This window comes from Rhizobium leguminosarum bv. viciae USDA 2370, from assembly GCF_002008365.1.
Lineage (GTDB): Bacteria > Pseudomonadota > Alphaproteobacteria > Rhizobiales > Rhizobiaceae > Rhizobium > Rhizobium leguminosarum.
The window spans coordinates 289,964-310,812 of sequence record NZ_MRDL01000051.1 but is presented as its reverse complement, the minus strand read 5'-3'; the positions used below and the strand labels follow the sequence as shown (position 1 = coordinate 310,812).

Genomic DNA, 20,849 nt, shown 5'->3' with positions numbered 1-20,849 from the left:
CGACGGGCTATCGTTACAAATTTACTGCAAACATGCGAAATACAAGCAGAGCGTCAAGCTCTAAATCTGTCCCCCGACACCCTTGAACTTTTCAACAAACATCGAAATCTTTTGGAAGACGCTTTGCTTCTTGCTGAGATATTGCGGGTTAAGTGGGCTCATTTTCGGCAGTATCGCGTTCAGTTCGGTGCCGTTGTCGGTCGCAAATTCGCGCCTAATAGACGTGGCGATGTAGCGCTTTGCGGCGTCGACATTCAAATTCTCAGAGGAAATCAGGTCTTCCGCCTCCCGCCGCTGCTCCGCCTGGGCAAACGTAAAGAAGGCATCGATGACAGTAGCCTTGTCGCCAATCTTATCAAGATCAGTCTGATTAACGAAATCGACCAAAAGGCTTTCCTTTGCCCGGTTGCCTACGCTGGCACGGATCATACGCCGCACATCCTCAACAAGGGCCGCTTTGTCCTTGACCTTTTTGTTGTTTTCGAAAATCTGTTCCAGAATGTAGTCGAGATTAATCTCTTGGGACTTGAGTAGGTCCACCTCAAACACCACGTCGTCCCAATCGACTGTGGATTTATCTGTTTCGCTGACTGCTTTTTCTCGGCGCAACCAATCGCGGATGTCGTTGTAGGTTGACCTGTAATCCTGGATTTTTCGTTCTGCTGGAATCCTGATTGCACTCAATGTAGCGAAGTCTTGATCACTTAAGTGATGCTCAGCTTTGAATGCTTCCACGGCGTCGGCATCATTTGTGTCGACATCCTGCAAGGCTTTCAAGCTTGCAAATTCATCGTAATTTTGCAGCACATTTTCGACGCGTAGATATTCACCGAACAGCTTGGCGAAGTATTTTTTGTCGCTCTCTTTGAAAATCTCATCAGGGTTTGGGAAGCGCTGTTCCAGCTCTGTCACCACGTCCACAAAACCGCGTCGCGCTTCACCGGTAACCAGATCGGTGAAGCCTTCCATGTATTCCTTGTAGCTCTTCTCCAGGACAACGTTTTTGGTGTTTTTGTCTCCAAACAGCGTGATGGCATTTACGGTTGCCTCTTCCAGATCGCGGAAGGTAACAATGTTGCCGAAGGTTTTGGTCGCGTCGTATATTCGGTTGGTCCGCGAATAGGCCTGTATAAGGCCGTGGTAGCGAAGGTTCTTGTCGACGAATAGGGTGTTAAGGGTAGGAGCATCAAAGCCGGTCAAGAACATGCCGACGACGATCAGCAAATCGACTTCCTTGGCTTTAACCCGCTTTGCCAGGTCGCGGTAATAGTTTTGGAAGCTGTTGCTATCCACGCTGAAATTGGTCTTGAAAATGGTGTTGTAGTCGGCAATCGCTGCGCTCAAGAATTCCTTGGCGCTCGTATTCATGGCCGACACATCAAAGCTTTCATCCTGGATGTCGCCAACTGCGTCCTGTTCTTCGTTGGCAGCGAACGAGAATATGGTTGCAATTTTTAACGGCTTTTCACTGTCTGCCTGGAGTTTTTTCAGGGCCTCGTAAAATAGCTTAGCCGCGTCTACACTGCTCACTGCAAACATGGCATTGAAGCCCCTGTTGCCGCCTTGCAGACGATGGGTTTTCTGGCGAAAATTGTTTAACACATACTGCGATATTTCCCGGATACGCTCTGGGTGTAGCAGGGCCTTCTTGTTCTCCGCTGCATTGAGCTTTTTTTCATCCTGCTCAGATTCAATTGCCTTAAATTGTGGGCGGACATCGTTGTAGTCCACCTTGAATTTCAGCACTTTTTCGTCCCGGATGGCATCGGTGATGACATAGGAGTGAAGCTCCCGGCCGAAAACACTCGCCGTTGTTTCAGCACCCAACGCATTCTGAGGGAAGATTGGCGTTCCGGTGAAGCCAAACTGATAAAAGCGCTTAAATTTCCTTTTCAGGTTCTTCTGCGCTTCCCCGAATTGACTCCGGTGGCATTCATCAAAAATGAAAACTACCTCTTTGTCATAGACGGGGAGGTCGCCTTCGCTCTTCATCAGGTTGTTGAGCTTCTGGATTGTCGTGACGATGATCTTGTTGTCGTCTTTATCAAGATTACGCTTTAGTCCGGCGGTGCTGTCAGAACCATTCACGCTATCCGGTGAAAAGCGTTGGTATTCCTTCATGGTCTGATAATCGAGGTCTTTTCTGTCCACGACAAAAAAGACCTTGTCGATAAACTCAAGTTCGGTAGCTAGACGTGCAGCCTTGAAACTGGTCAGCGTTTTGCCAGAACCAGTCGTGTGCCAGATATAACCGCCGCTTTCCGGCTTGCTCCAATTTTTGGTTTCATGTGAACTCTTGATCTTCCACAGAATGCGCTCGGTAGCGGCAATCTGGTAGGGTCGCATGACCAACAGCGTGTCGCTTACATCGAAGACGGAATAACGCAGCAGCACTTTCAGCAACGTATCTTTTTGGAAGATGGTGGCTGTAAAGTCCTTCAAGTCTTTAATCAGACCGTTATCGGCCTTCGCCCAGTTCATTGTGAAATCGAAACTGTTTTTATCGCGGCGTGTAGTGTTCGCGAAATAGCGGGTGTCGGTGCCGTTCGATATAACGAAAAGCTGAAGGTATTTGAAAAGTGATTGCTCGCTGTTGAAGCTCTCCTTGCTGTAGCGGTGCAGCTGGTTGAAGGCTTCGCGAATGGCGACGCCACGCTTTTTCAGCTCAATCTGCACCAGTGGCAACCCGTTCACCAAAATCGTCACATCGTAGCGATTGGCATGTGTGCCGGTTTGCGCAAATTGCTTGACCACCTGCACCTTGTTGCGAGCAATGTTTTTCTTGTCGAGCAGGTAGATGTTTTGGATTTGGCCGTCATCAAAGACGAAATCGTGGATGTAATCGTCGTGAACTTTGCGGGTTTTATCAGTGGCGGTGTCGCTGGGTCTGTCCAAATAGGTTTCTACGAGCCGCACCCATTCACCATCCTCAAAGCTCACATTGTTCAAGGTTTGCAATTGCTGGCGGACATTGGCCAAGAGGGCTCCAGGCGTGTTGAGCTTTGCCAACTCGTAGCCCTGAGCTTGCAAATCCTGAATAAGCTCGCGCTCCAAATCGCCTTCGCTTTGATAGCTATCGCGGGCTTCCCATTCTCTGGCGTACCTATCGAGAACGATAAAATGCTTCGATTCGGCAAGCGGTATGGTCTGGTCAACCATTCTGTACCGCCTGCTCCGGCCAGTAGCCATAATTTTTGGTCAAGTTGTCGAGCAAGAGCTTCACGGTTTGCTTTTCGGGCGGCGATGGGTCTCTGACCTGCTCACTCGAAAGCGCTGAATGACTAAAGGTATTGATAGTGCGCACATACGCATCTTTGCTGCCGGGCGCTGTATTCAGCAAATCACTCCACCTGTCATAACCCAAAAAGCCTGCCGTTTTCTCATAGAGATTTCGTAGCAAAGTAAAATGATATCGCTCGATCTTATCCTCAGAGATTGCCCCTTCCAAAATTCGCCTCAAGTGCAAATGGTAAGAAAAACTCTGATTTGAATCGCCGAATTTTCTGTTCAGGTTGAAGGTACCGTCTTCCAGAAGCTCTAAAAGGTAACACCCTTCGTTTGCTGGCTTCTTTTTCAAGTCAAGTTCGTTGTGCATTACATTGTAGAAGAGCGGGCTGTGAGTAGTGATCACGAATTTGAGTTGAGGTGCATCCTTGATCGCGGCCTTGATCAGGCTTGCCAAATTCACGGCCAATTCAATCAAATGGTTCTCATCGAGCGAGCTGACTGGGTCATCGATGAAAACATACTTCAGCCCATTGAATTGACTCGTCGGCCTGTCATCAGACTCGGCAATACTCAAAACGGAGACAACTTCTTCAAGAAGCGTGAAAAAAACGCTCCAGATGAAATTGCTTTGTTCACCCTTGGAGATTTTCACGACGTCATATTGTACGGTGACAATCGAGCTGCCATTCTCCGTGACGAGTAATGCCCCTTCTTCTGTGGCAATTTTGATCGGATTCATTCGGAAGGTTACTTCAGAATTTTCAGGAATGTTGATCTTCTTACCATCCTTATCCGTGACCTGATAGGCGGCGTTAAAAACCGGGGTGATCTTGTCGGTCGTGTACTGCTGAAAGTTTTTAACGATATCCAGCCCCTTGCCCTGTTCCTTCAAAATCCAGTCGGTGAAAGAATTTGGCTGAATTTTTAGTTTGGGCTTCACGTCTTGAGCTAGGTCATTGTCCCAAAAAAACAGGTCCTCGGTAAACGAATTGTAATAGAGGATTTTGGTGCGGGTTGGCTCTTCCGAAGCTTCATCTTCAGCGTTCTTTGGCGCAATCAGATTCTTGAATTCCCTTGAAAGTCGTGTCTTTCCTGTGCCATTAAACGCATAGACCAACTGCACCTTCTTGTTGGCGTTCTTCAACTCTTCTGCGATTTCGTCGAGTTTTTTTCCCATTGCTATGCGGCCACATCTTCAGGCTTTGGAAAGCTCAACAGCAAATCGCGATAATATTCGTATTGCTTCTGCCGTAGTTCAATTTCGCGTGGTAGGCCGTCGCTGATTGACCTAATTGACGCGCTGAATTTGTCCAGAATTGATACAATTCGCGCCTGCTCAGCAAGAGACTTTTCCGGGTTGTCAGGATGAGGGACAGGGATAAGGGTCCTCTTGATATTGTCGTTATAGAGACGCTTGATCACGCCGCCATCCGCCACATGCCACTTAGCAATCTGATAAAAGTGGAAAAGGTATTTATTCAGTACCTTGGTCTCATCGTTTTCGAGCCACACTATATTACTATCTTGAAAGAAAGCGTCTTTCCCATCGAAAACTACAGCCCTGCCAATTGTCCCACTTGCTGAAATCAATACATCGCCAATTCCGGGATAGCTATATTTCTCTTTGTACTCCTCGAAGAGTTCTTTAGAAATGAATGCGTCGGGTTCTCCACCGAACGTTCCAATTTTGAAAAACGGGATATCACCGGTATCCGACGTTTGGTTCTTCATCACCCGCTTACACATGCGAACGTCACCCACCCATCCCAGAGGTTTCAAGGCAATATTCCCAGACGGGTGGTTCATAAGCTGGTCACGATAATAGTTGTATTGCTTTCTACGCGCGGCAAGCTCGGCGGCAAGCTCGGCGGTGAGTCCGGCGGTAAGCTCGGTAAATGCGTCCAAAATGCGCACAATCTCCGCCTGAATTGCCAACGATTTTTCCGGGGTTTCAGGGCATGGGATGGGGATTGAATAGGCCTTCACAAGGGCATCAGAGATCGCCGGGTAAGCAACGCCACCCTGCCGTTCCTCAACGTAACTCTTGAACTCGCTTGAAGAAATGCAATGCAAAATCCATTTTGGTAAGACCTTTTCCTTCTTAGCCCTGAGAACACAATAACCTGTGCTTGCAACCTCGCCTGAATATTCGTCGTCGATAAGACAATATCTTTGTTGTGATGGGCGTGTGGTGGCAAAGATCACGTCGCCCTGTTCCACAAGCTTTTGCGCTCGGTTCGGTGCATTCTTAGCGTCTATCTCAGTAGTCTGAGTGATGCACTTCGTTTCAATGCTGACAGATGTCAGGTCAATGTAGCGGTATGTGCGCTCTGTATCTCGCCATCTAATGTTGCTCGTTGACATCGTCACATCAGCCAACGGCTTCCATTCAACATCAGCACCATCCAGTAGCTTATCCAAGTAGTCCAGGCCGCTCATGCCTCAAGCTCCGCAACGATGGCGTCAATCTCCGCACGCAATTTGTCGATTTTTTCCACCGCAATTTCTATCTTAGCATTTAAATCTTCTATGTTTACAACTTCGCGATTGTCTTTGGGGTCCACATAGGCGCTGACAGCAAGGTTGTAGTTTTCGGCGACGATATCGTGATAGGCAACCGACTGTGCGAAGTGTGCAATATCGTCCTTGCTATCGAAGGCCCGCATGATCTGTTGAATGTGACCAGGATTGGCAGCATTCTCATCGTCTGTAAGCGTGTTGTTGTTCGTTCCTTTTTTGAACAGGCCACTCGCGTCAATAAATTGCGTTTTAGTGTCAGTCTTGTGCTTGGAGAGTACCAGAATATTAACGGCAATGGTGGTGCCGTAAAATAAGTTGGGAGCCAGCGAAATTACGCTCTCCACAAAGTTGTTATCGATAAGATATTGCCGGATTTTCTGTTCAGCCCCGCCTCTAAAAAAAATACCGGGAAAGCACACAATCGCCGCACGACCCTTGGCAGATAGATAATTAAGCGAATGCAGCACGAACGCAAAATCCGCCTTGGATTTTGGGGCAAGTACACCTGCTGGAGCAAAGCGATCATCGTTGATCAGCGTTGGATCGTCAGAGCCTATCCAGTTGACCGAATAAGGAGGGTTGGAAACGATAGCATCGAATGGCTTTTCGTCGCCAAAATGCGGCTCAATCAAAGTGTTGCCTAGCTGAATATCAAACTTGTCGTAGTTGATATTGTGCAGGAACATGTTCATCCGGGCCAGGTTGTAGGTTGTGTGGTTAATCTCCTGGCCGAAGAAACCTTCTTCAACAATGTGCGCGTCAAAGTGCTTCTTTGCTTGCAGTAGCAGGGAGCCTGAACCACATGCCGGGTCGTAAATCTTGTTCACGCTCGTTTGCTTGTGCATCGCAAGCCGCGCTATCAGCTTCGAAACATGCTGCGGAGTGAAAAACTCACCGCCAGACTTGCCCGCAGTGGCTGCGTAATTTGAAATCAGGAATTCGTAGGCATCGCCAAACAGGTCGATTTGATCGCCATGAAACTCGCCAAATTTCAACTCCGCAACGCCCTTGATTACAGCTGCCAATCGGGAATTTTTTTCTTTCACCGTGTTGCCAAGGCGGTTGCTGGTCGTGTCAAAATCGGCAAACAAGCCCTTGATGTCAGCCTCTGAAGGGTAGCCGCTCGCGGACCCCTCAATCCCATCAAAAATCTTCTTCAGGTCTGTATTCAGGCTCTCATTGTTTTTGACGTTTTTCGCGATATTGGAAAATAGTTGGCTGGGGTAAATGAAATAGCCCTTGGTCTTGACCGCATCGTCCTTGATTCCAGGCGTGATTACGCTGTCCGGCAACTCAGCGTAATTGATGCTTTCATCGTCGGCATCGATATAGCTGGCAAAATTCTCACTGATGAAACGATAGAAAAGGGTTCCAAGCACATATTGCTTAAAGTCCCAGCCATCGACCGCACCGCGCACCTCATTGGCGATTTTCCAGATTTGGTTTTGTAGGTGGGCGCGTTGCTCGGCGCTTGTCATGCTCTTTTTTCCTTTTACTTCTGCTCTCGCTCAGCGATCTAGCGTTCAATTTCTGATCTGCGAAAACGCCAAGACCCACCAACCTTGAACCCTGGAATGCGGCCTTCCGACACAAAGCGATAGGCCGTCTCCTCAGCAACTTTCAAATAGCTGGCCAGCTCCCTGATCGTAAGAATTTCATCGTCCGACATCGCATCCCGAATCCAATTTGGGGGAGCTGCGAGGAAATAATGGAAGATGGGGATGGCGCAAGCCTTACGGGGTACGCGCCCGATAGGTTCAGTATGAGTTCTCTGTCGTTTCTTGTGACTATGTGTCCACTGGTCCATCAATGTAATTCAATAACAGTAGGGCCATTGATGACCTAAAGCCGCTTGCCTCCGTAGTCGTCGCGCCGATAAACTTCGGGCAAAGGGCAAGGAATTTGACTTCACGAATTGCTGAAGATGGAGCCCCGATGACAGCTCCACCAACCTCGAAACACCTCTAGTGCACATCGAAAGCAATGCTTTAACGCCCTTCATCAGCGTACCGTCCAGGAGCAGGCCACGACGAGGTAGACGGTAGTCGCTGAATAAACCGCGAACCGGTTGGACTGCTTTGGGATAGCTAGACCCAGCGAACTGAAATTGCGCAGCTATCATGTAGGGTCACCTTCCGGGTCAAACAGCTCATCATTTTGTGGAAACAAGTTCTGTGATCTTAAATTCGCTGTGAGGGGGCCGATGGCATTCTGAGCCTCTAGATAAGCAAGCCGGACTTTGGCCCAGTCGATCATTCGCCAATACTCCGGTTCAGCCTCCGCCGAAGCTGAAGCGTGCGCAATTACACCCCTCAGATTGGCGGCTTCGCTCTGGTACGCCGCGAGGTCAGCAAGGAATTGTACTCGTTTTTGCTCCCGATCATTCCGCCGCTTCTGAAGCTCGCGACGTCGGGCCATATGTTGCCAGCGTCTCTCGTCCTCTTCCCTTTTCTCCCGACGAGCTTTGTCAAAGTGTAGATGATAGAGAATGCCGTCAGCAATACTTTCAAGAACACCCTCAAGCGTCTGGCGCTTACCGTCGGACCACTTTTTCCTCGCCCCGTCTGCCCAGTTGTGAACTTCAAATGACAGCTTGGCAGAGTAGTGGTAGTCATACTCGGGATAGAAATGTTCAGGCGGCAACCATTGCCCACGACGTGTTGCCAAATCGCGTCGCCGCTGAAAGTCCATCTCCCTCCTTAGTTCGCTGGGAGTTGGCTCATGTTTTACGAGCTTGCGTCCCTCAAGGATTTCGAAGCGTATGGCGTCCGGAAGCATTTCCGCCCTGAGGCCTGATTGGCCTTTACAAATTGTAACCGACCGAAGCTCAAGAGCGTGCGCAAGGTTGTGTAGGAGAGCGATGATCCGTGTCCGTGAACCTTCATGAATTCGAATACCTTCTAGAGAAATGCCGCCATCCTGGTCCGGAGTCGCATTTTGGAGTTCAAGAACGATGCCCATAATCATTGCGTGAGGTTGTTCTATCAGCTCAAAGGTTACTGGTGCTGCCGCCTTTATCTTTGGCTCGTCGTCGGTCGACGCACTGGCCTCGACAGCGGCCTTTTGAACATCACGTCTTTTGATCTTCGAGATAGGTTTTTGTCCGGCAGCGAATACGGCATCGTGGGCCGCCTTAGCTGCGAACGCTAACTGCGGGTTGTCATGATGCTGAGCACCGCCGATCTCGATGGTTTGATAGGCGGGGTTGTCGGTTTTCCACAGTGGCGTTCTCGTTGCGGGCTGACCGGCTTCGATCTTCGCCCAATACCCGCGACCCGGCACTGCGATATGAAATCGTTTGCAAGTTTTCGCGAGGCCTCGATCCGAAATCTCGAACCGCTCAGCGAGCTGAAGGATAGGCGTTGACCAGACGAGGTCATATAGCTCTTCTCGGGAAAAAATACGGCTCATAGTTAGTTAGCCCGGTGGCGTGTACACAGTTATCTGACGTTGAATGAGCGGCAGAGACGACGGCAAAAACTTACATCAGAGTGCAAGGAACGAAATCTGCGGTGCGACCGAAAATTCTGAAGCTGCCGCGATCACCTTAACCTCATCGGTATTCTGTTTCGTATGCGATTTTCGCCACTGCTTTCGTTGCATCAGCCTTCCCCAAGTATGTGCCGATGAGATTGCCACTCTCTCCTGAGGATACGCCTTCGACCCGCGACAGGCTCCATCGTTTATCTTCGGTCCGTATTAAGCGGTAAGTACGGCCGTTCACCCGGCTGTAGCATTCTGATGAGTTTTTCGGATGTGTCCACTTGCAGTCGGCTCCAGACAGGAGACGACGTTCCGCCGCAAGTCTTTCGCTCTCACGCATAGCTTTGTAGCGGGCTTCGTGCTCCAGCCGAAGACGCTCCTCTTCTGCTTCAACATGTTCAGCAATCCGCCCGATAATGGCCACCAGCTCAGTGCCCAATGCCTTTTCCTCATTGAACAGCATCAAGCAGCCCTCCTTCAGGTCCTCATTTGGATATCTTGAGTAAGGCTCCTCGTGGTAGGCCCTCTGCCGTTGACAGACGTCCGTGACAGTGAGGCTAGGGCCGGGAAGAGCGTTTAGATAGCTCTGGAGTTCCTCCACGGGAATCCAACATCCAAGCGACGCCTTCAGGAGAGCGTCCCGTTGACCCTTCCATTTCTTCCAAATCCCGCTATCGCGATCAAGTTCTTTGATAATAGCTTTTGCTAACGTAATAATCGAATGAGGATCGCGAAGATGCTGAAGCGACGGGCTTTTCACATAAGCAGTGATAGCGTCGGTCACGACGCGAATGCGGTCATCGTCAACCATGAATCCCCCATCGATCAGCAACTATTTGTCGGAAGATGCTCAGCAAGATCAAGCGGAAATTGATCTACAAGCTCTAGCACCCGCCCGCTGCAGCGTTTTCAGCATCATTTCCTATCATCGTCCCGCCGTACGCGGTTAACCCTGGTCCTCGCTCATTTGCTTCTGGAGGCCGTCCCTGAGGTGAGCGGTTTCAGCGTGCCATTTGACTATCCTCTCGTTCCATGTTGACTCCTAGCAGAATCAGAACAAAATAAGAACATAAATGTTGTCTGCATATCGGAGTTGGCTATTAACGTCGCGCCAGGGGATTTCGCTCGTCCCGAAAAATCGAGAGACCTCTACTGGATCACTCTATATGACGCCACGCTCGCAGATATTCGTCCGATCTTGATTACAACGGTCCTAATGCAGGAACAGCGGGACCGGATGTCAATCAAATCCTGTCAGGTATTCGATGCCGCGAGTGGTTGCCCGAGAGGCAACTTCGGTGGTGCTGCCGCCCCTGCAGGAGGATTGGGCTGGGGCTACTTTGACAAGCTCAATACGGACCGTCCTATGGAACGATCCATCGCCTTCCAGCTAAGCGGCGAGGTCGTGGATGTTTTCGAAGGGTTTTACCGACTTCTCAGAGAGCGGAACGATGAACGCTAAAGCGGTTCAGCAGATGGGCGACATTGACTATGAGGTCGAAGCAGCGCTTGCCTTTCACGACGACGATCCCAAGGCTACTGTAGCTACGCTCTTGGCTGACATTAAACACCTGAGACTTCAGCTCGCATTGGCCGAGAGCGCGATGAGTCCAGGTATGACGCGCGGTTGGCGTCCTAGATATGAACGTGAGGATGGCCAAGGTTGACGTAACCTTAGCGCACTGGCAGGTGAAGCGCATTTTGCTCTTGGAATCGTTGCTGGGTTCGATGGTTGGTCAAAGGTGAATTACCGCAGCCGTCGCCGATCAATCCGCAATGGGCCAATTCCTCTGGGTCGCCGGGCGGTCTTCGATGCCACCTCGTCGGATTTCGAAGAGGCATTCGCGGAGAACGGCTGGACCGGCATCTGGCACCATGGCGTGTTCGATTACCATCACTACCATTCAGATGCACACGAGGTGCTTGGCGTTGAGCGCGGTGCAGCCAAGCTTGCGCGGGTTTCTCTTGCCCGATCTGACAGGACCATCGGCCTTGTCATCGCCTGTAGGTGGCGACGGCATGTTACTTCTCAGCAGCTAACTCGATCAATAGCTCGTCAATTTCGTCGAATCCGAGTCCGTCTATATCGAGCTGCGCTATCTGTCGAAGGGCATTATGTCGATCCGCTGGAGCGTTCAGATGCCTTGCCAGCCGCTCTGCCAGGGGGAGTGGAATACCAGCCTCATCGACTTGTTTCATCCAAGCAGGCCGGAACCAGCTTTCTAACGACGCAACGTAAGGCCCATAGTTCGCATCTAAAAGGGGTTCATTCATCAGGACCAGTGCCTCAATCGCGGCGAGCGATCTAGGAAAAGCGAATTCGCATGCCTGGAGGAAGCGGAAAGCATCGTCCACTCCCTTCGCTTTATCTTTCGGAGAAAAGGTTCGCTCAAACCAGCGAAGGAACTTCGGCAATGTGGAAATCTTCTGAAGCTGCGCCCATGCCCACGCGACCTGCTTGCCGCTACCGATCCCAAATTGGTCCCCTCTAGCTCTGGCGATGATTACAGCAATCTCGGCGACCTCGACCCTTTGCTCCTTATTGGGGAAGCCCTTCCATTCCAGTAAGGCATGATCACTCCTTAAAGTTTGTTTGATGCGGTCATTCGCCGCAACGAGGTTGTCGACCCCCAGAGCGCCGTGTTCTTTCAGAACGGCGATGGACAGTCCTGTGGTAGCGCGGAGTTGATCCTTTCGAGTTTTCCCTGCGGGCGGCAGCTCGTCGTTCTCGATGTTCATGAGGATGTAGTCTGAAGACGAAGCTGGGTCGGAAAGAACCGGTATCTCTACGTTGGTCTCCACGACTTCGGGCGGAGTGTAGTAAAGGAAGGCTCGCCCAACGAAGTGTCTCATCATCCGGCCCACACGTCCGCGAATGTTGGCGAACGAGAAGAAATCGAGATCGGCGCGATGGTTGATCTTCTTATCGAAAATGAAAACATTGGCCGCTGAGGTATTCACGCCTTCCACCAAGGTTGACGTACATATAAGGATTTTGATCATTCCACGGTCGAAAAGCTGAATGAACAGCTGACCAAGAGAACGAGGAAGCCGTCCATGGTGGACTGCGATTGCCTTCTCGGTGCCCTCTCCAACTGGCCAAGACTTATGGTAGTTCTCAGCAATCCAGGTCTTCAGCAGCGCTCCAATTCGGCTATCTGTCCCTAGCTTCGCTGCGATGAAGTCCTTCATGAGATTTTGGGCTGAGCCAGGCGTTGCCGTAAATACGATGGAGCTTTCATCCGCGACACCAGCGAGATCGGCCAGGAGCGCATCCTTCTTGTCCTCACGAGCCGACCGGTCAAAGATGTTGACCGACACCGTTCGGTAGTCGGTCTGTACGAAGCGGAAACTACCCCGATACCGGTCACCCAGAAGGATGTTTTTGATGTGTGGCCCCGCCATGAAGCACTGCGCTGATTTTGGCAAGGCACGATAGAGGGCGATGTTTAAGTTCTCATATCTGTCGTCTTTGCGTGTGGGATCGAGCTTGTAGAACTCATCGACGAAGAGCAGATCGATTTTCTTGACGTCTTTCCGTTGTAGGAACCGTTCCTGTGTGAGCACGAAGATTGTTGGTACGGTGGAATCGTAACCATCGGTAACGGTGGTGATGATGTCGTATCTGTCACCGAAACGCCGGGTGAGACGCCGCCGCGTTTCGTCGATCAGCGCGATTGTCGGCAGTAACATCACAACGGTATTCGGCGACTTGTACGTGAGGAACGCATCGACGAGCATGCTTTTGCCGAAGCTTGTAGGGGCGCTCAAGATGACATTGTCGCCCGCCAGCAGGTGCAGCAAAATTTCCATCTGCTTTGAGTGCAGGTACAATTTCTCGTCCAGTTGAACAGCATGCGTCTCAATGACGGCTTGGCTGAACAGGCTGAACTTTTCGCTGTCAACGTAGGGATAGAGACCGCACTCTTCGGCCAGCATCTCGACGACGGTGAGGCAGTCAATGGGAATTTGGCCCTGACGGCGTGCTTCAAGGAGTCGGATAGATATTTCAAGCGCGGCATCATCCTCGCGATCCGACGCGTCTGCTAACGAAGTTCCGGCGCTGGCCATTGCATCGAAAATGTCGTCAGCACTTAACATTGTCGCTGGTTCAAGCGTGCGCAAACGTTCCAAGATCGTCATAGGAAGGCCTCAAGCTTTTTGTCGAAACTTTCGATCACTGCTTTCTTGTTGTTCATCGGCACGAACATGAGCACAAAACGGGCCGTTAGACCCGCTGCTTTATCAGCAAAATAATCCCGCAGCTTCTCCGCTTCGGCCTTCAGTTCTGCGGTGTATTTTGCAGAAAGGACCTTATGAGAGGCAACAGTGTCGCTGTTGTATGCGATCAAGATCGGAAATACCGCCCGTTTTAACAGCTCATCCTTGGATGTTTGCGGCTTAAAGGCTTTTTTGACGGCTTCCTTGTTGGGAACTCCTTCCGCAACGTGGCCCAAGATCATCGCCTTTTCCATGTCGAGAAAGGCCGGGAGAAGATGCTCTTTGACGGATTTCACTGCATCCTGAATGCCACGCAACGGGTTCGAGTAAAACTTCGATTCCCCGAGCCAGATTTCGAAATCGTCGCCTTTCGGCAGGATGTGAACCCCGTCAAATCCCTTCACCGTGTCATTTGATGAGGTCTTGAGCACGAGCTTGCACAACACTGGAGACGTGCCAAAGTGTAAGATGCAGGCTAAGTGAAAGATAAGCTCTCCAATCTCACCTCGGCTCGCCGTCTTCTTGGTGTTGTAGATATGTGCAGCGGCGAGCTGGAGCATTTCGACGAAGTTGCTTCCTCCGAAAGCTAGTTGGTTTTCCTGACTAAGCGCTGCGAACGGCAACCAATTGAATAAGTGGTCAGCAAAAGGCTTTGCCCGCCAGTGGTTACTGTCATACCCGGCACATAGCGCGGAGAAAGGCGGCAGATTGATACAATCTGTGCGAATTTCCAGAAATTTCTCAGGATATTTCAGCATCTACTGCCGCGTCGCCTCAACCATGCATAGAATCAGTAGAGGAAACTCTATCCGGTTCATCTGCATTCACAACAAGAAGCAGCGACTTAATCCTCGAAGGACTTTGCAGGCTAAACAATCTGCGCACATGAGTTCACTCTACAGGGCAGAAAACGCCTATGTCCTTTTGACGAGCGCGTTTCCTGGCTCACGAGCCGCTGGCGGCAGATAAGAAAAGAAGCTGAAGGCCAATGCGGCGGTCATACCTCCAGATTCCCAACTAAGAGGAAGCGCTTTGCCACAAAGTCTGCACGCTTGTCACCAAGTTCATCCTGGCTTTGGATTGGCCCACCGCTTGGGTTGCGTGCGAAGACCCCTAACGAATAAGGCGCGTTCCGCTTATTTACGTCGTGTGCCGACCGGCAAATGAGAAGCTGCCGCTGTCCAGGCCGAAATGCTCCTGGACGCCAACACGAGACCAGATCGTCGTGTCACCAATCGAAATACGGGCCAGCGACGATGCCGCAAGCTGCTTCGGGGCGTTCGGGAGCGCCATTCCATGCAGGGACGCGAGATTACGTACCTCGGATAGGAACATCCAGTTTTTCCGAAACTCGGCGACGTCAATACCCGTCGGATTACGCGGCAACAGGTCGTTCCGCACGAGGTTTCGAATTGTGGTGCGCGATCTTCCGAACGCCGCTGCGACATCCTCTTGCGACAGCGGAACGAAATCGGCGTGAGAGAGCGTCGTTGCGCCTGACGATAGGACCTGCGCTAGTGCGTCAGGATCGAAAATAAAAACGCTTTGAACGATTGGTAGGTCCAAGGCTGGAATCCAGGTGGCTTTCATCGCTCCCGTGACGATGGCTCGGAATATCCGGTTCCACTGTTTGCCATTCAAACCGCCTAAAGCAAATGCCAGGTCGAACAGTGGAAGCCCGTCACGACTGATGCTGGTACGTTGGCTGGGCTCCAGCTGCTTGAACAGAGACACCCCCTGACCAGGAGCAGGAGCCGTTTTCAGCGGACCGAGCACAGGAATGAGTTCTGGAAGCAATCCCTCGTCGAAGAGATCGATAAGATGGGGGACCGGCACGCCGATGCCGTTAGCAATGCTTCTTGCCTGAGGCGAGCAGCGCAGGAGCGCCACGGCTGCTTCGACGGCGTGGATTGGTCCCGCTCTTTCGTTCAGACGCCGCAGTTCTACCCGGCCGTGTTTCATTGGACCAATCTGTCGAATGGGCGCGGACGGATTCGACGAACTCGTTGATCGATCAACCTTCTCGACAACTACCCGCCCCAGACACTTGTCTTTTCGTCCTTTCAAAAGGGAGCGAAGCTCGGGCGACAACGTTTGGTCGGAACATAGGGCGCTTATATCGCCCTCTCCGTCCTGCCCGGCCTTGTTTGGTGCCAGTAGATTTTCCAAGCTGGTCGGCCATTCCAGGATCGCTCGCCCGGCACGCTCAATCGATCTGACCTGAAGGCAGCCGCCCCAACCTGCGCCGGAACTCTCGAAACGACCTGCCATTTGAACAGCGAACTGAAAAAGCGCCCCTCGCCCGAGCTGGGTCAGCTCGGGATGCAATTGAAGCTTGGAACGACGATCAGCCGCTTCGGGATCGACAAGATCGGCGATAAGTTGCACTGCCGCCTCATCCTGGATGTCGGCCAGCGGTTGAGGGAAGTCCCGCAAATCGACAGCGGCTTGTTCGGGGCGTCCGCAGCGGTCGCAGAAGTTGATGCCGAAGTTTTTGCACCAGCCCAATCCACACTGGCAGACGGGGCAATAATCTAGCAGTTCTTCCTTTGTTGCGACGTCAAAGGCGAGTGGCTGCAGCGACCACATCGCCTTTTGCGTTCCGTGTTTGCGAAGTGATGTCGGCGAGACGCGGCGTCGACTGGCCATATGTCGACGCCGCAAGTTGATGCCGAAAAACTCGACCCAGTCCCGACCGCATCCAGGCGTGTCTGTAAGGAACCCCTTCACCGCATCGGCATCCTTTCGGATGCCAAGGACGTCAATCAGCCGACCTATCTCGTCGGCCGCTCCGCCATGAACAGCTGCCAAGCTTTTGAAAGACTTCGACTTCGCCAACTTCAGAACGACACCGCTGTTTGAGAACCCGTTTCGGCTGACGGCTCGGAACGCGGCGTCCCGCAGGTGTTCGCCAGCCTCCAGATCGACCGGCAAGGCCAAAACACGGCCAATACTCGTGGCCCTGTAGACAGCGTGAGCAACCTCAACATCGTGGCGCTCCATCAACTCAGACATAAGCCGCCTCTCCCGTCGCAGGCGGAGCCTGGCGCACTCGCTCCGGCTTGTCGAAAGGATTGCTGGTCGCAAGCTCGTTGAATACGGTGTAATCGTCAGCTGCTGCCCGTAGGTGGTCGAATTCGACCCGCGATGCACCATCCTCGATTGCATAAAGGGCGGCGCGTTCGATCAGGTTTGCCGCATGGCCGAGATAGCCCCCGCAAGCGACGAAGAGCCGGGCGGACACATCTTTACTGATGAAATTAGAGCGTTCGGCCAGCAACCCGGAACGCTGTAGATGCAGGCCGATCAGACCAACGAATTCTTTGAACGCGTCGCGATGCTTCGGCTTCTTGAAGTTCAACGGGCCCAGGAAGAGCTGTTTGATGCACCGGGCGCGTATCTGTTTGTCCAAGAAGACTTTCGTTCTCGCTTCGCTGGTTCCAACGAAAACGACCGGGCACCCACCAAGAAGGAAGTCCTTCAGCGTGTTGTGCACTCTGGTAGCCTCGGACCGAGCACTGATGGACGCTGCACCAATCCTCAAATGATTCATCTCATCGAAAATCAGCAGCTCTGTTCGAAACTCATTGATGTAGTTGAGAACGCGATGCTTCTTGTTTCCCATATTGCCGGTTTCGGGGCATGGATCGTTGTACGCCCGGAGTATGTCTTCAAGAAGCGACATGAGGGTCGACGTCCCGGACACTGAGATATGCACCACCACCTTCTGTAGCAGTGCGACAGCAACTCGCGGAGTGTCCCGCGCGAACAAGCCACTTTCGTAGCAATAGTCCACAACGTTTCGTTCCACATAGGCCGATACGATGGTGGTCTTGCCACTCTGGGTGTCGGCGAAAAGCGTCGCGCACCTTGCCTCATTCCCGATGGCTGTCCTTTCCATGATGCGCCGCCTTGTGGAGCGAAGCGCATCGAAGGTTTTGTGGGCCTGCTTCATGAAGGCGTGCTCGATCCTGAGATTTTTGAAAACGTGTTCGAGTTCATCGACGGTGGACGTGATGTGCATGCTGTTTCCTTAGACGATGGGTTGTGGTTCTGGCCGGAGCAGGCTTTTCGCCTGTCCCAGCCAGTCATGTTAGAAGCCGTACCGACGCGCCAGCTCGTCGAGCGCGGCTTCGCTCTCGTCGACGTCCGGCTGAACGGCCCAATCGATCTCTGCTTGCTTTTGAGGCTTTACGTGATCGTTTGCCGCTTCCGCGACTGCCGCGTTTTTGCGAGTCTTCGGCTTTTTGGGCTTTCGGCCTTTTGGTGCGGTCAAGACGTCCGCCCGCTCGTTGAACGGCATTGACACTGGAACCGCTTCGGCGACCGGCATCCCGCTGATCGAAGGGTTGATTTTAAGGTCAATGATCTGACTTCCCGGTGCTAGCTGCGGCTTCTCACGCCCCTGGAGCACGCGGATCGTCCGCTTTGCCTCAGCGTGATTGTCGTTCGCAAGCTTTGCCTCAAGCTCCCTGCCGTACTCGCGGCGGGCCTTGGCCTTCTCTTCCCGCGTGTGGAAGTTTTTGTTGAGCTTGGCCTGATACTCACGCTCGCCCTTGGAGAAGGCAAAGGAGACCGGCTTCTCGGCATAGAATGCATCGCGGTTCGGAAGTTCCACGATCTCGTTGGTGTACTCATCAATGACGGAAATCGAGGAGCAATCCATGTCGTCAAAGAAGAGGTGAACACGAAACGACGCGGTCTGACCTAGTTTCTTTTTCCGCCTTTCACGATGAAACCGCGCCATGTGATCGAGCAGCATCGACACGATCCCCTGGTCGTGGAAAGTATGGCCATTCAAAAGAATGCCCTCCGCATCGAGCGTCCGGGTCTCGTAGCGCCCCAGGACGAGTTTGAATGAGCGGGCATCGTCAACGGAAAGGCGACCGAACTCGGCAACGCCTTCCGTCCACTTGCGAGCTGGAGCCATGCCGATGCCGTCGTGTTCATCGAGGTTATACTCGATGATCTTGTGATCCATGAGGTCTCGGATCGAATCGATGGACAAGCCAGCGCTCTTTTGAGGATCGATGCCCCTTACTTCCAACTCATCGGGAGGATAGGGAATTCCTCCTGGCAGCGCGTGCAGTGCGCCATTCATTGTTCGAACCAGACGCTCGATCCAAGGTTTATATTCGGGGGTCCTGACTGGCGCGTAGTCGACCTCGAAGCCTACGATGTCACCGACCAGCTGGAGGCTTACGCCGATATGAGCCAATGCGTTGTCAAGGATGACAGTTTTGTACTTCCCCCAACCGTCCGCCGCGCCCTTGGACAACCCAAAGCGCTCCAGCAATGCTGCTTTCGGGCTGACGACATCACGCAAGCAGGCCATCAGCGTTGCAAGACAGGGCGGATCGAACGTCATGACGAACCCGACGTTCATCCGCGAGAACAAGTCCATTGCCCACACGAGCCAAGGCCTTTTCAGCACAATCGCCGTCGTGCCGTCGACTTGGACCTCTTCGCACGCCCAGATGTCGCCGAGCGTCTGGTCCAGTACGATGATCTCCAGCGGGGCAATCGCGGTGACGCTCTCGCCTCGGCCACGTAGCTCTCGGTTTGCTTGCCGGATGCCGAACTTCGACTTGATCGTCGCGTGGCATCGTGCCTCATTGATCCAGTTGGTCAGGGTTTGATGGCAGGGTGGCTCGAACATTAGGTCCGGATAATCCACCGGTTCTGAAGAGTCGCTGGATAAAGCATCTGCTTCTTGCTCTCTACGAGCGCGGATCAACTCGTCACGCTTTGCGTAGAATCTGTCATCGAAATAGCCGTGGGCGTGGGTGAAGAGGACGACCGGATCACCCCAATAGTGAGCTACCGTCTCTTGGCCCAGGTCGTAAACCCATGCGGGCCATTTCGACTTCTTCCTGGCGTTCCCCCTTTTGCGAAGGTAGAGAGCTATTGTTCGATTGTTCTCCCCTCCTTTTGCCAACGCCTTGCGGACAGCACTGGCAGACGGTGCCCATTCAAGCCCGGCCTCTTTTGCCTCACTGCCTCTGCCGTCGATAAATTCGCCGAGCGCTGCTGTGCTTTTCTTAGTCCCCGGTGCAGCATCAAAAGCTCGCACGTAGAAAAGAAGCGTTGCTGCTCGCTCGAAATCCGCCTTCCTGATCTGCCAGTCTTTCAACTGTCTGTTTGTCAGATGCTTTCTGGGAGGTTCGTGCAGACTTCGGATATCGAAGGCGGTGACAGTACGTATTACCTCGCCCTCACGCTTCGTGCGAACCGCGCCACCTCTCGCTTGCAGCACAGCTAGGTCGAGCGCCTTGATATGAACTTCGCGTCCGTCCGCGAGACCTCGGAGTGAAACCAGATTCTCATCGTTTTCGCTTTGAACTTTGAAAGCGCCTCGGACTGTCCCACTACAAAACTGGTATTGATCACCTACTGAGATATCAAGGGTCATCGGCCCGCCCCCTGGTCAATCAAGTGAACTGGCGACCCGCTGTTGGGACCAGCGGTCAAGTCGATGGATATGAACCGTCGGTAATGAAGGGCAACTACTTTCGCCTGCGCTGATGGGCCGTCGCCGAACGCCTGCTGTAGGGACGCAAGCGGCACCGTGTTTCTTTCACCGAAGTGCGCAAGGCAGGTCGCGAAATCACATTCATCAAGGGTTGAATACTTATGGAGATCGCCACGTCGCGCGATTGCAGTGAACTGCTTATCTAGATGCACCGACTGCCTGATTGTGAAAAAAGCGAATCCTCGACGGTGGTAGAGTTCCTGAGCAAGCCTGAGCTTATGCTGATATGCCGGATCGTCGTCACGAGGGTCTTTGTCCGCCTTGATCTCAAGTAGCAGGTTCTGCAGTCGATGTGGCGGAACATCACGATTGGCTGCCTTGCACGCAGCCTGCGAGAATGGCATGCCCCTCCGTAGGTCTTCGACGAAGGAAGGATGCACCTGTAGCAGTAGGTCGGGGAAGTATATTAGCGGCCGCCCCCGGTTGCCCCGGACTGAGATTTCGAGCCGGTGCGGTTGCGCTAGCAGGTAATGGACCCGGGTCGAGAAGTCCGCCAAGCACATGGCGGTACGCTCAAGCTTCGATTCCCATGGCATGGCTCTCGCACCACCCTTTATGGCGTGGAAAGTACCCGTGGGACGGGTCTTGCGTCCATCAATAATCGTTCTGATTGGCCCGCCGTTTTCTGCCCAAAACAGCTTGGCGACGACGTCTAACGTGTTGGGACGAACATCCTGTGGGACGTATTCGTCCTCTTGGTCATAGGACGCCGGGTCGAGTTCGCGGTGGGGAAGGCCTTGGGTACCGAATATTGCGAAAGGATCGAAGATGTTTTCAGACCGGTGTTTCATTTGAAGCTCCTAGAAGAATTCTGTGAATTGGCGATAGGAAATAGGCTCCGACAGAGGCTGAGCGGCCCCTGACA

At 52.4% G+C, this 20,849-nt stretch carries 14 protein-coding genes and 1 pseudogene; 2 read left to right on the top strand and 13 right to left on the bottom strand.

The genetic code is table 11. The features are described 5' to 3' along the window. Positions 1–60: 60 nt before the first annotated feature. From BS629_RS28255 to BS629_RS28225, 7 genes are all read right to left on the bottom strand, one after another. Positions 61–3,159, bottom strand: a complete 3,099-nt coding sequence (locus BS629_RS28255; RefSeq protein ID WP_077988690.1) for a type I restriction endonuclease subunit R — start codon at positions 3,157–3,159, stop codon at positions 61–63. Then, complete coding sequence (locus BS629_RS28250; RefSeq protein ID WP_077988689.1) at positions 3,152–4,405, bottom strand: AAA family ATPase; 1,254 nt, start codon at positions 4,403–4,405, stop codon at positions 3,152–3,154. Before BS629_RS28250 ends, BS629_RS28255 begins: the two co-directional genes overlap by 8 nt. A 2-nt stretch (positions 4,406–4,407) precedes the next feature. Further along, the gene (locus BS629_RS28245; RefSeq protein WP_077988688.1) at positions 4,408–5,667 is read right to left on the bottom strand and encodes a restriction endonuclease subunit S; all 1,260 of its coding nucleotides are present in this window, start codon (positions 5,665–5,667) and stop codon (positions 4,408–4,410) included. Further along, complete coding sequence (locus tag BS629_RS28240) at positions 5,664–7,226, bottom strand: type I restriction-modification system subunit M (RefSeq protein WP_077988687.1); 1,563 nt, start codon at positions 7,224–7,226, stop codon at positions 5,664–5,666. The genes BS629_RS28245 and BS629_RS28240 overlap by 4 nt, the downstream gene beginning before the upstream one ends. 38 nt (positions 7,227–7,264) lie before the next feature. After that, entirely contained in the window at positions 7,265–7,417 is a 153-nt protein-coding gene (locus BS629_RS28235) for a helix-turn-helix domain-containing protein (RefSeq protein WP_077988686.1), read from the bottom strand. A gap of 449 nt (positions 7,418–7,866) precedes the next feature. Next, the gene (locus BS629_RS28230; protein WP_077988685.1) at positions 7,867–9,159 is read right to left on the bottom strand and encodes a hypothetical protein; all 1,293 of its coding nucleotides are present in this window, start codon (positions 9,157–9,159) and stop codon (positions 7,867–7,869) included. A gap of 142 nt (positions 9,160–9,301) precedes the next feature. After that, positions 9,302–10,042 (bottom strand): hypothetical protein, encoded by a 741-nt coding sequence (locus BS629_RS28225; protein WP_077988755.1) that lies wholly within the window; start codon positions 10,040–10,042, stop codon positions 9,302–9,304. Positions 10,043–10,706: 664 nt separating this feature from the next. Here BS629_RS28225 and BS629_RS28220 point away from each other — a divergent pair. Together BS629_RS28220 and BS629_RS40095 are read left to right on the top strand one after the other, a co-directional pair. After that, entirely contained in the window at positions 10,707–10,898 is a 192-nt protein-coding gene (locus BS629_RS28220) for a hypothetical protein (RefSeq protein ID WP_376775202.1), read from the top strand. Positions 10,899–11,051: 153 nt separating this feature from the next. Next, positions 11,052–11,183, top strand: a pseudogene (locus BS629_RS40095) (cupin); the annotation flags it as partial. 70 nt (positions 11,184–11,253) lie between these two features. Here BS629_RS40095 and BS629_RS28210 read toward each other — a convergent pair. From BS629_RS28210 to BS629_RS28185, 6 genes are all read right to left on the bottom strand, one after another. Next, positions 11,254–13,374, bottom strand: a complete 2,121-nt coding sequence (locus tag BS629_RS28210) for a DEAD/DEAH box helicase (protein ID WP_077988684.1) — start codon at positions 13,372–13,374, stop codon at positions 11,254–11,256. Next, positions 13,371–14,210, bottom strand: a complete 840-nt coding sequence (locus BS629_RS28205) for a HamA C-terminal domain-containing protein (RefSeq protein ID WP_077988683.1) — start codon at positions 14,208–14,210, stop codon at positions 13,371–13,373. The genes BS629_RS28210 and BS629_RS28205 overlap by 4 nt, the downstream gene beginning before the upstream one ends. Positions 14,211–14,592: 382 nt before the next feature. Then, on the bottom strand, positions 14,593–16,467 hold the full coding sequence (locus BS629_RS28200) for a hypothetical protein (RefSeq protein WP_077988682.1): 1,875 nt from the start codon (positions 16,465–16,467) through the stop codon (positions 14,593–14,595). After that, the gene (locus tag BS629_RS28195; RefSeq protein WP_077988681.1) at positions 16,460–17,476 is read right to left on the bottom strand and encodes a TniB family NTP-binding protein; all 1,017 of its coding nucleotides are present in this window, start codon (positions 17,474–17,476) and stop codon (positions 16,460–16,462) included. The genes BS629_RS28200 and BS629_RS28195 overlap by 8 nt, the downstream gene beginning before the upstream one ends. 69 nt (positions 17,477–17,545) lie before the next feature. Further along, on the bottom strand, positions 17,546–19,864 hold the full coding sequence (locus BS629_RS28190; RefSeq protein WP_077988680.1) for a hypothetical protein: 2,319 nt from the start codon (positions 19,862–19,864) through the stop codon (positions 17,546–17,548). Further along, entirely contained in the window at positions 19,861–20,775 is a 915-nt protein-coding gene (locus BS629_RS28185) for a hypothetical protein (RefSeq protein WP_077988679.1), read from the bottom strand. The genes BS629_RS28190 and BS629_RS28185 overlap by 4 nt, the downstream gene beginning before the upstream one ends. Positions 20,776–20,849 lie beyond the last annotated feature (74 nt).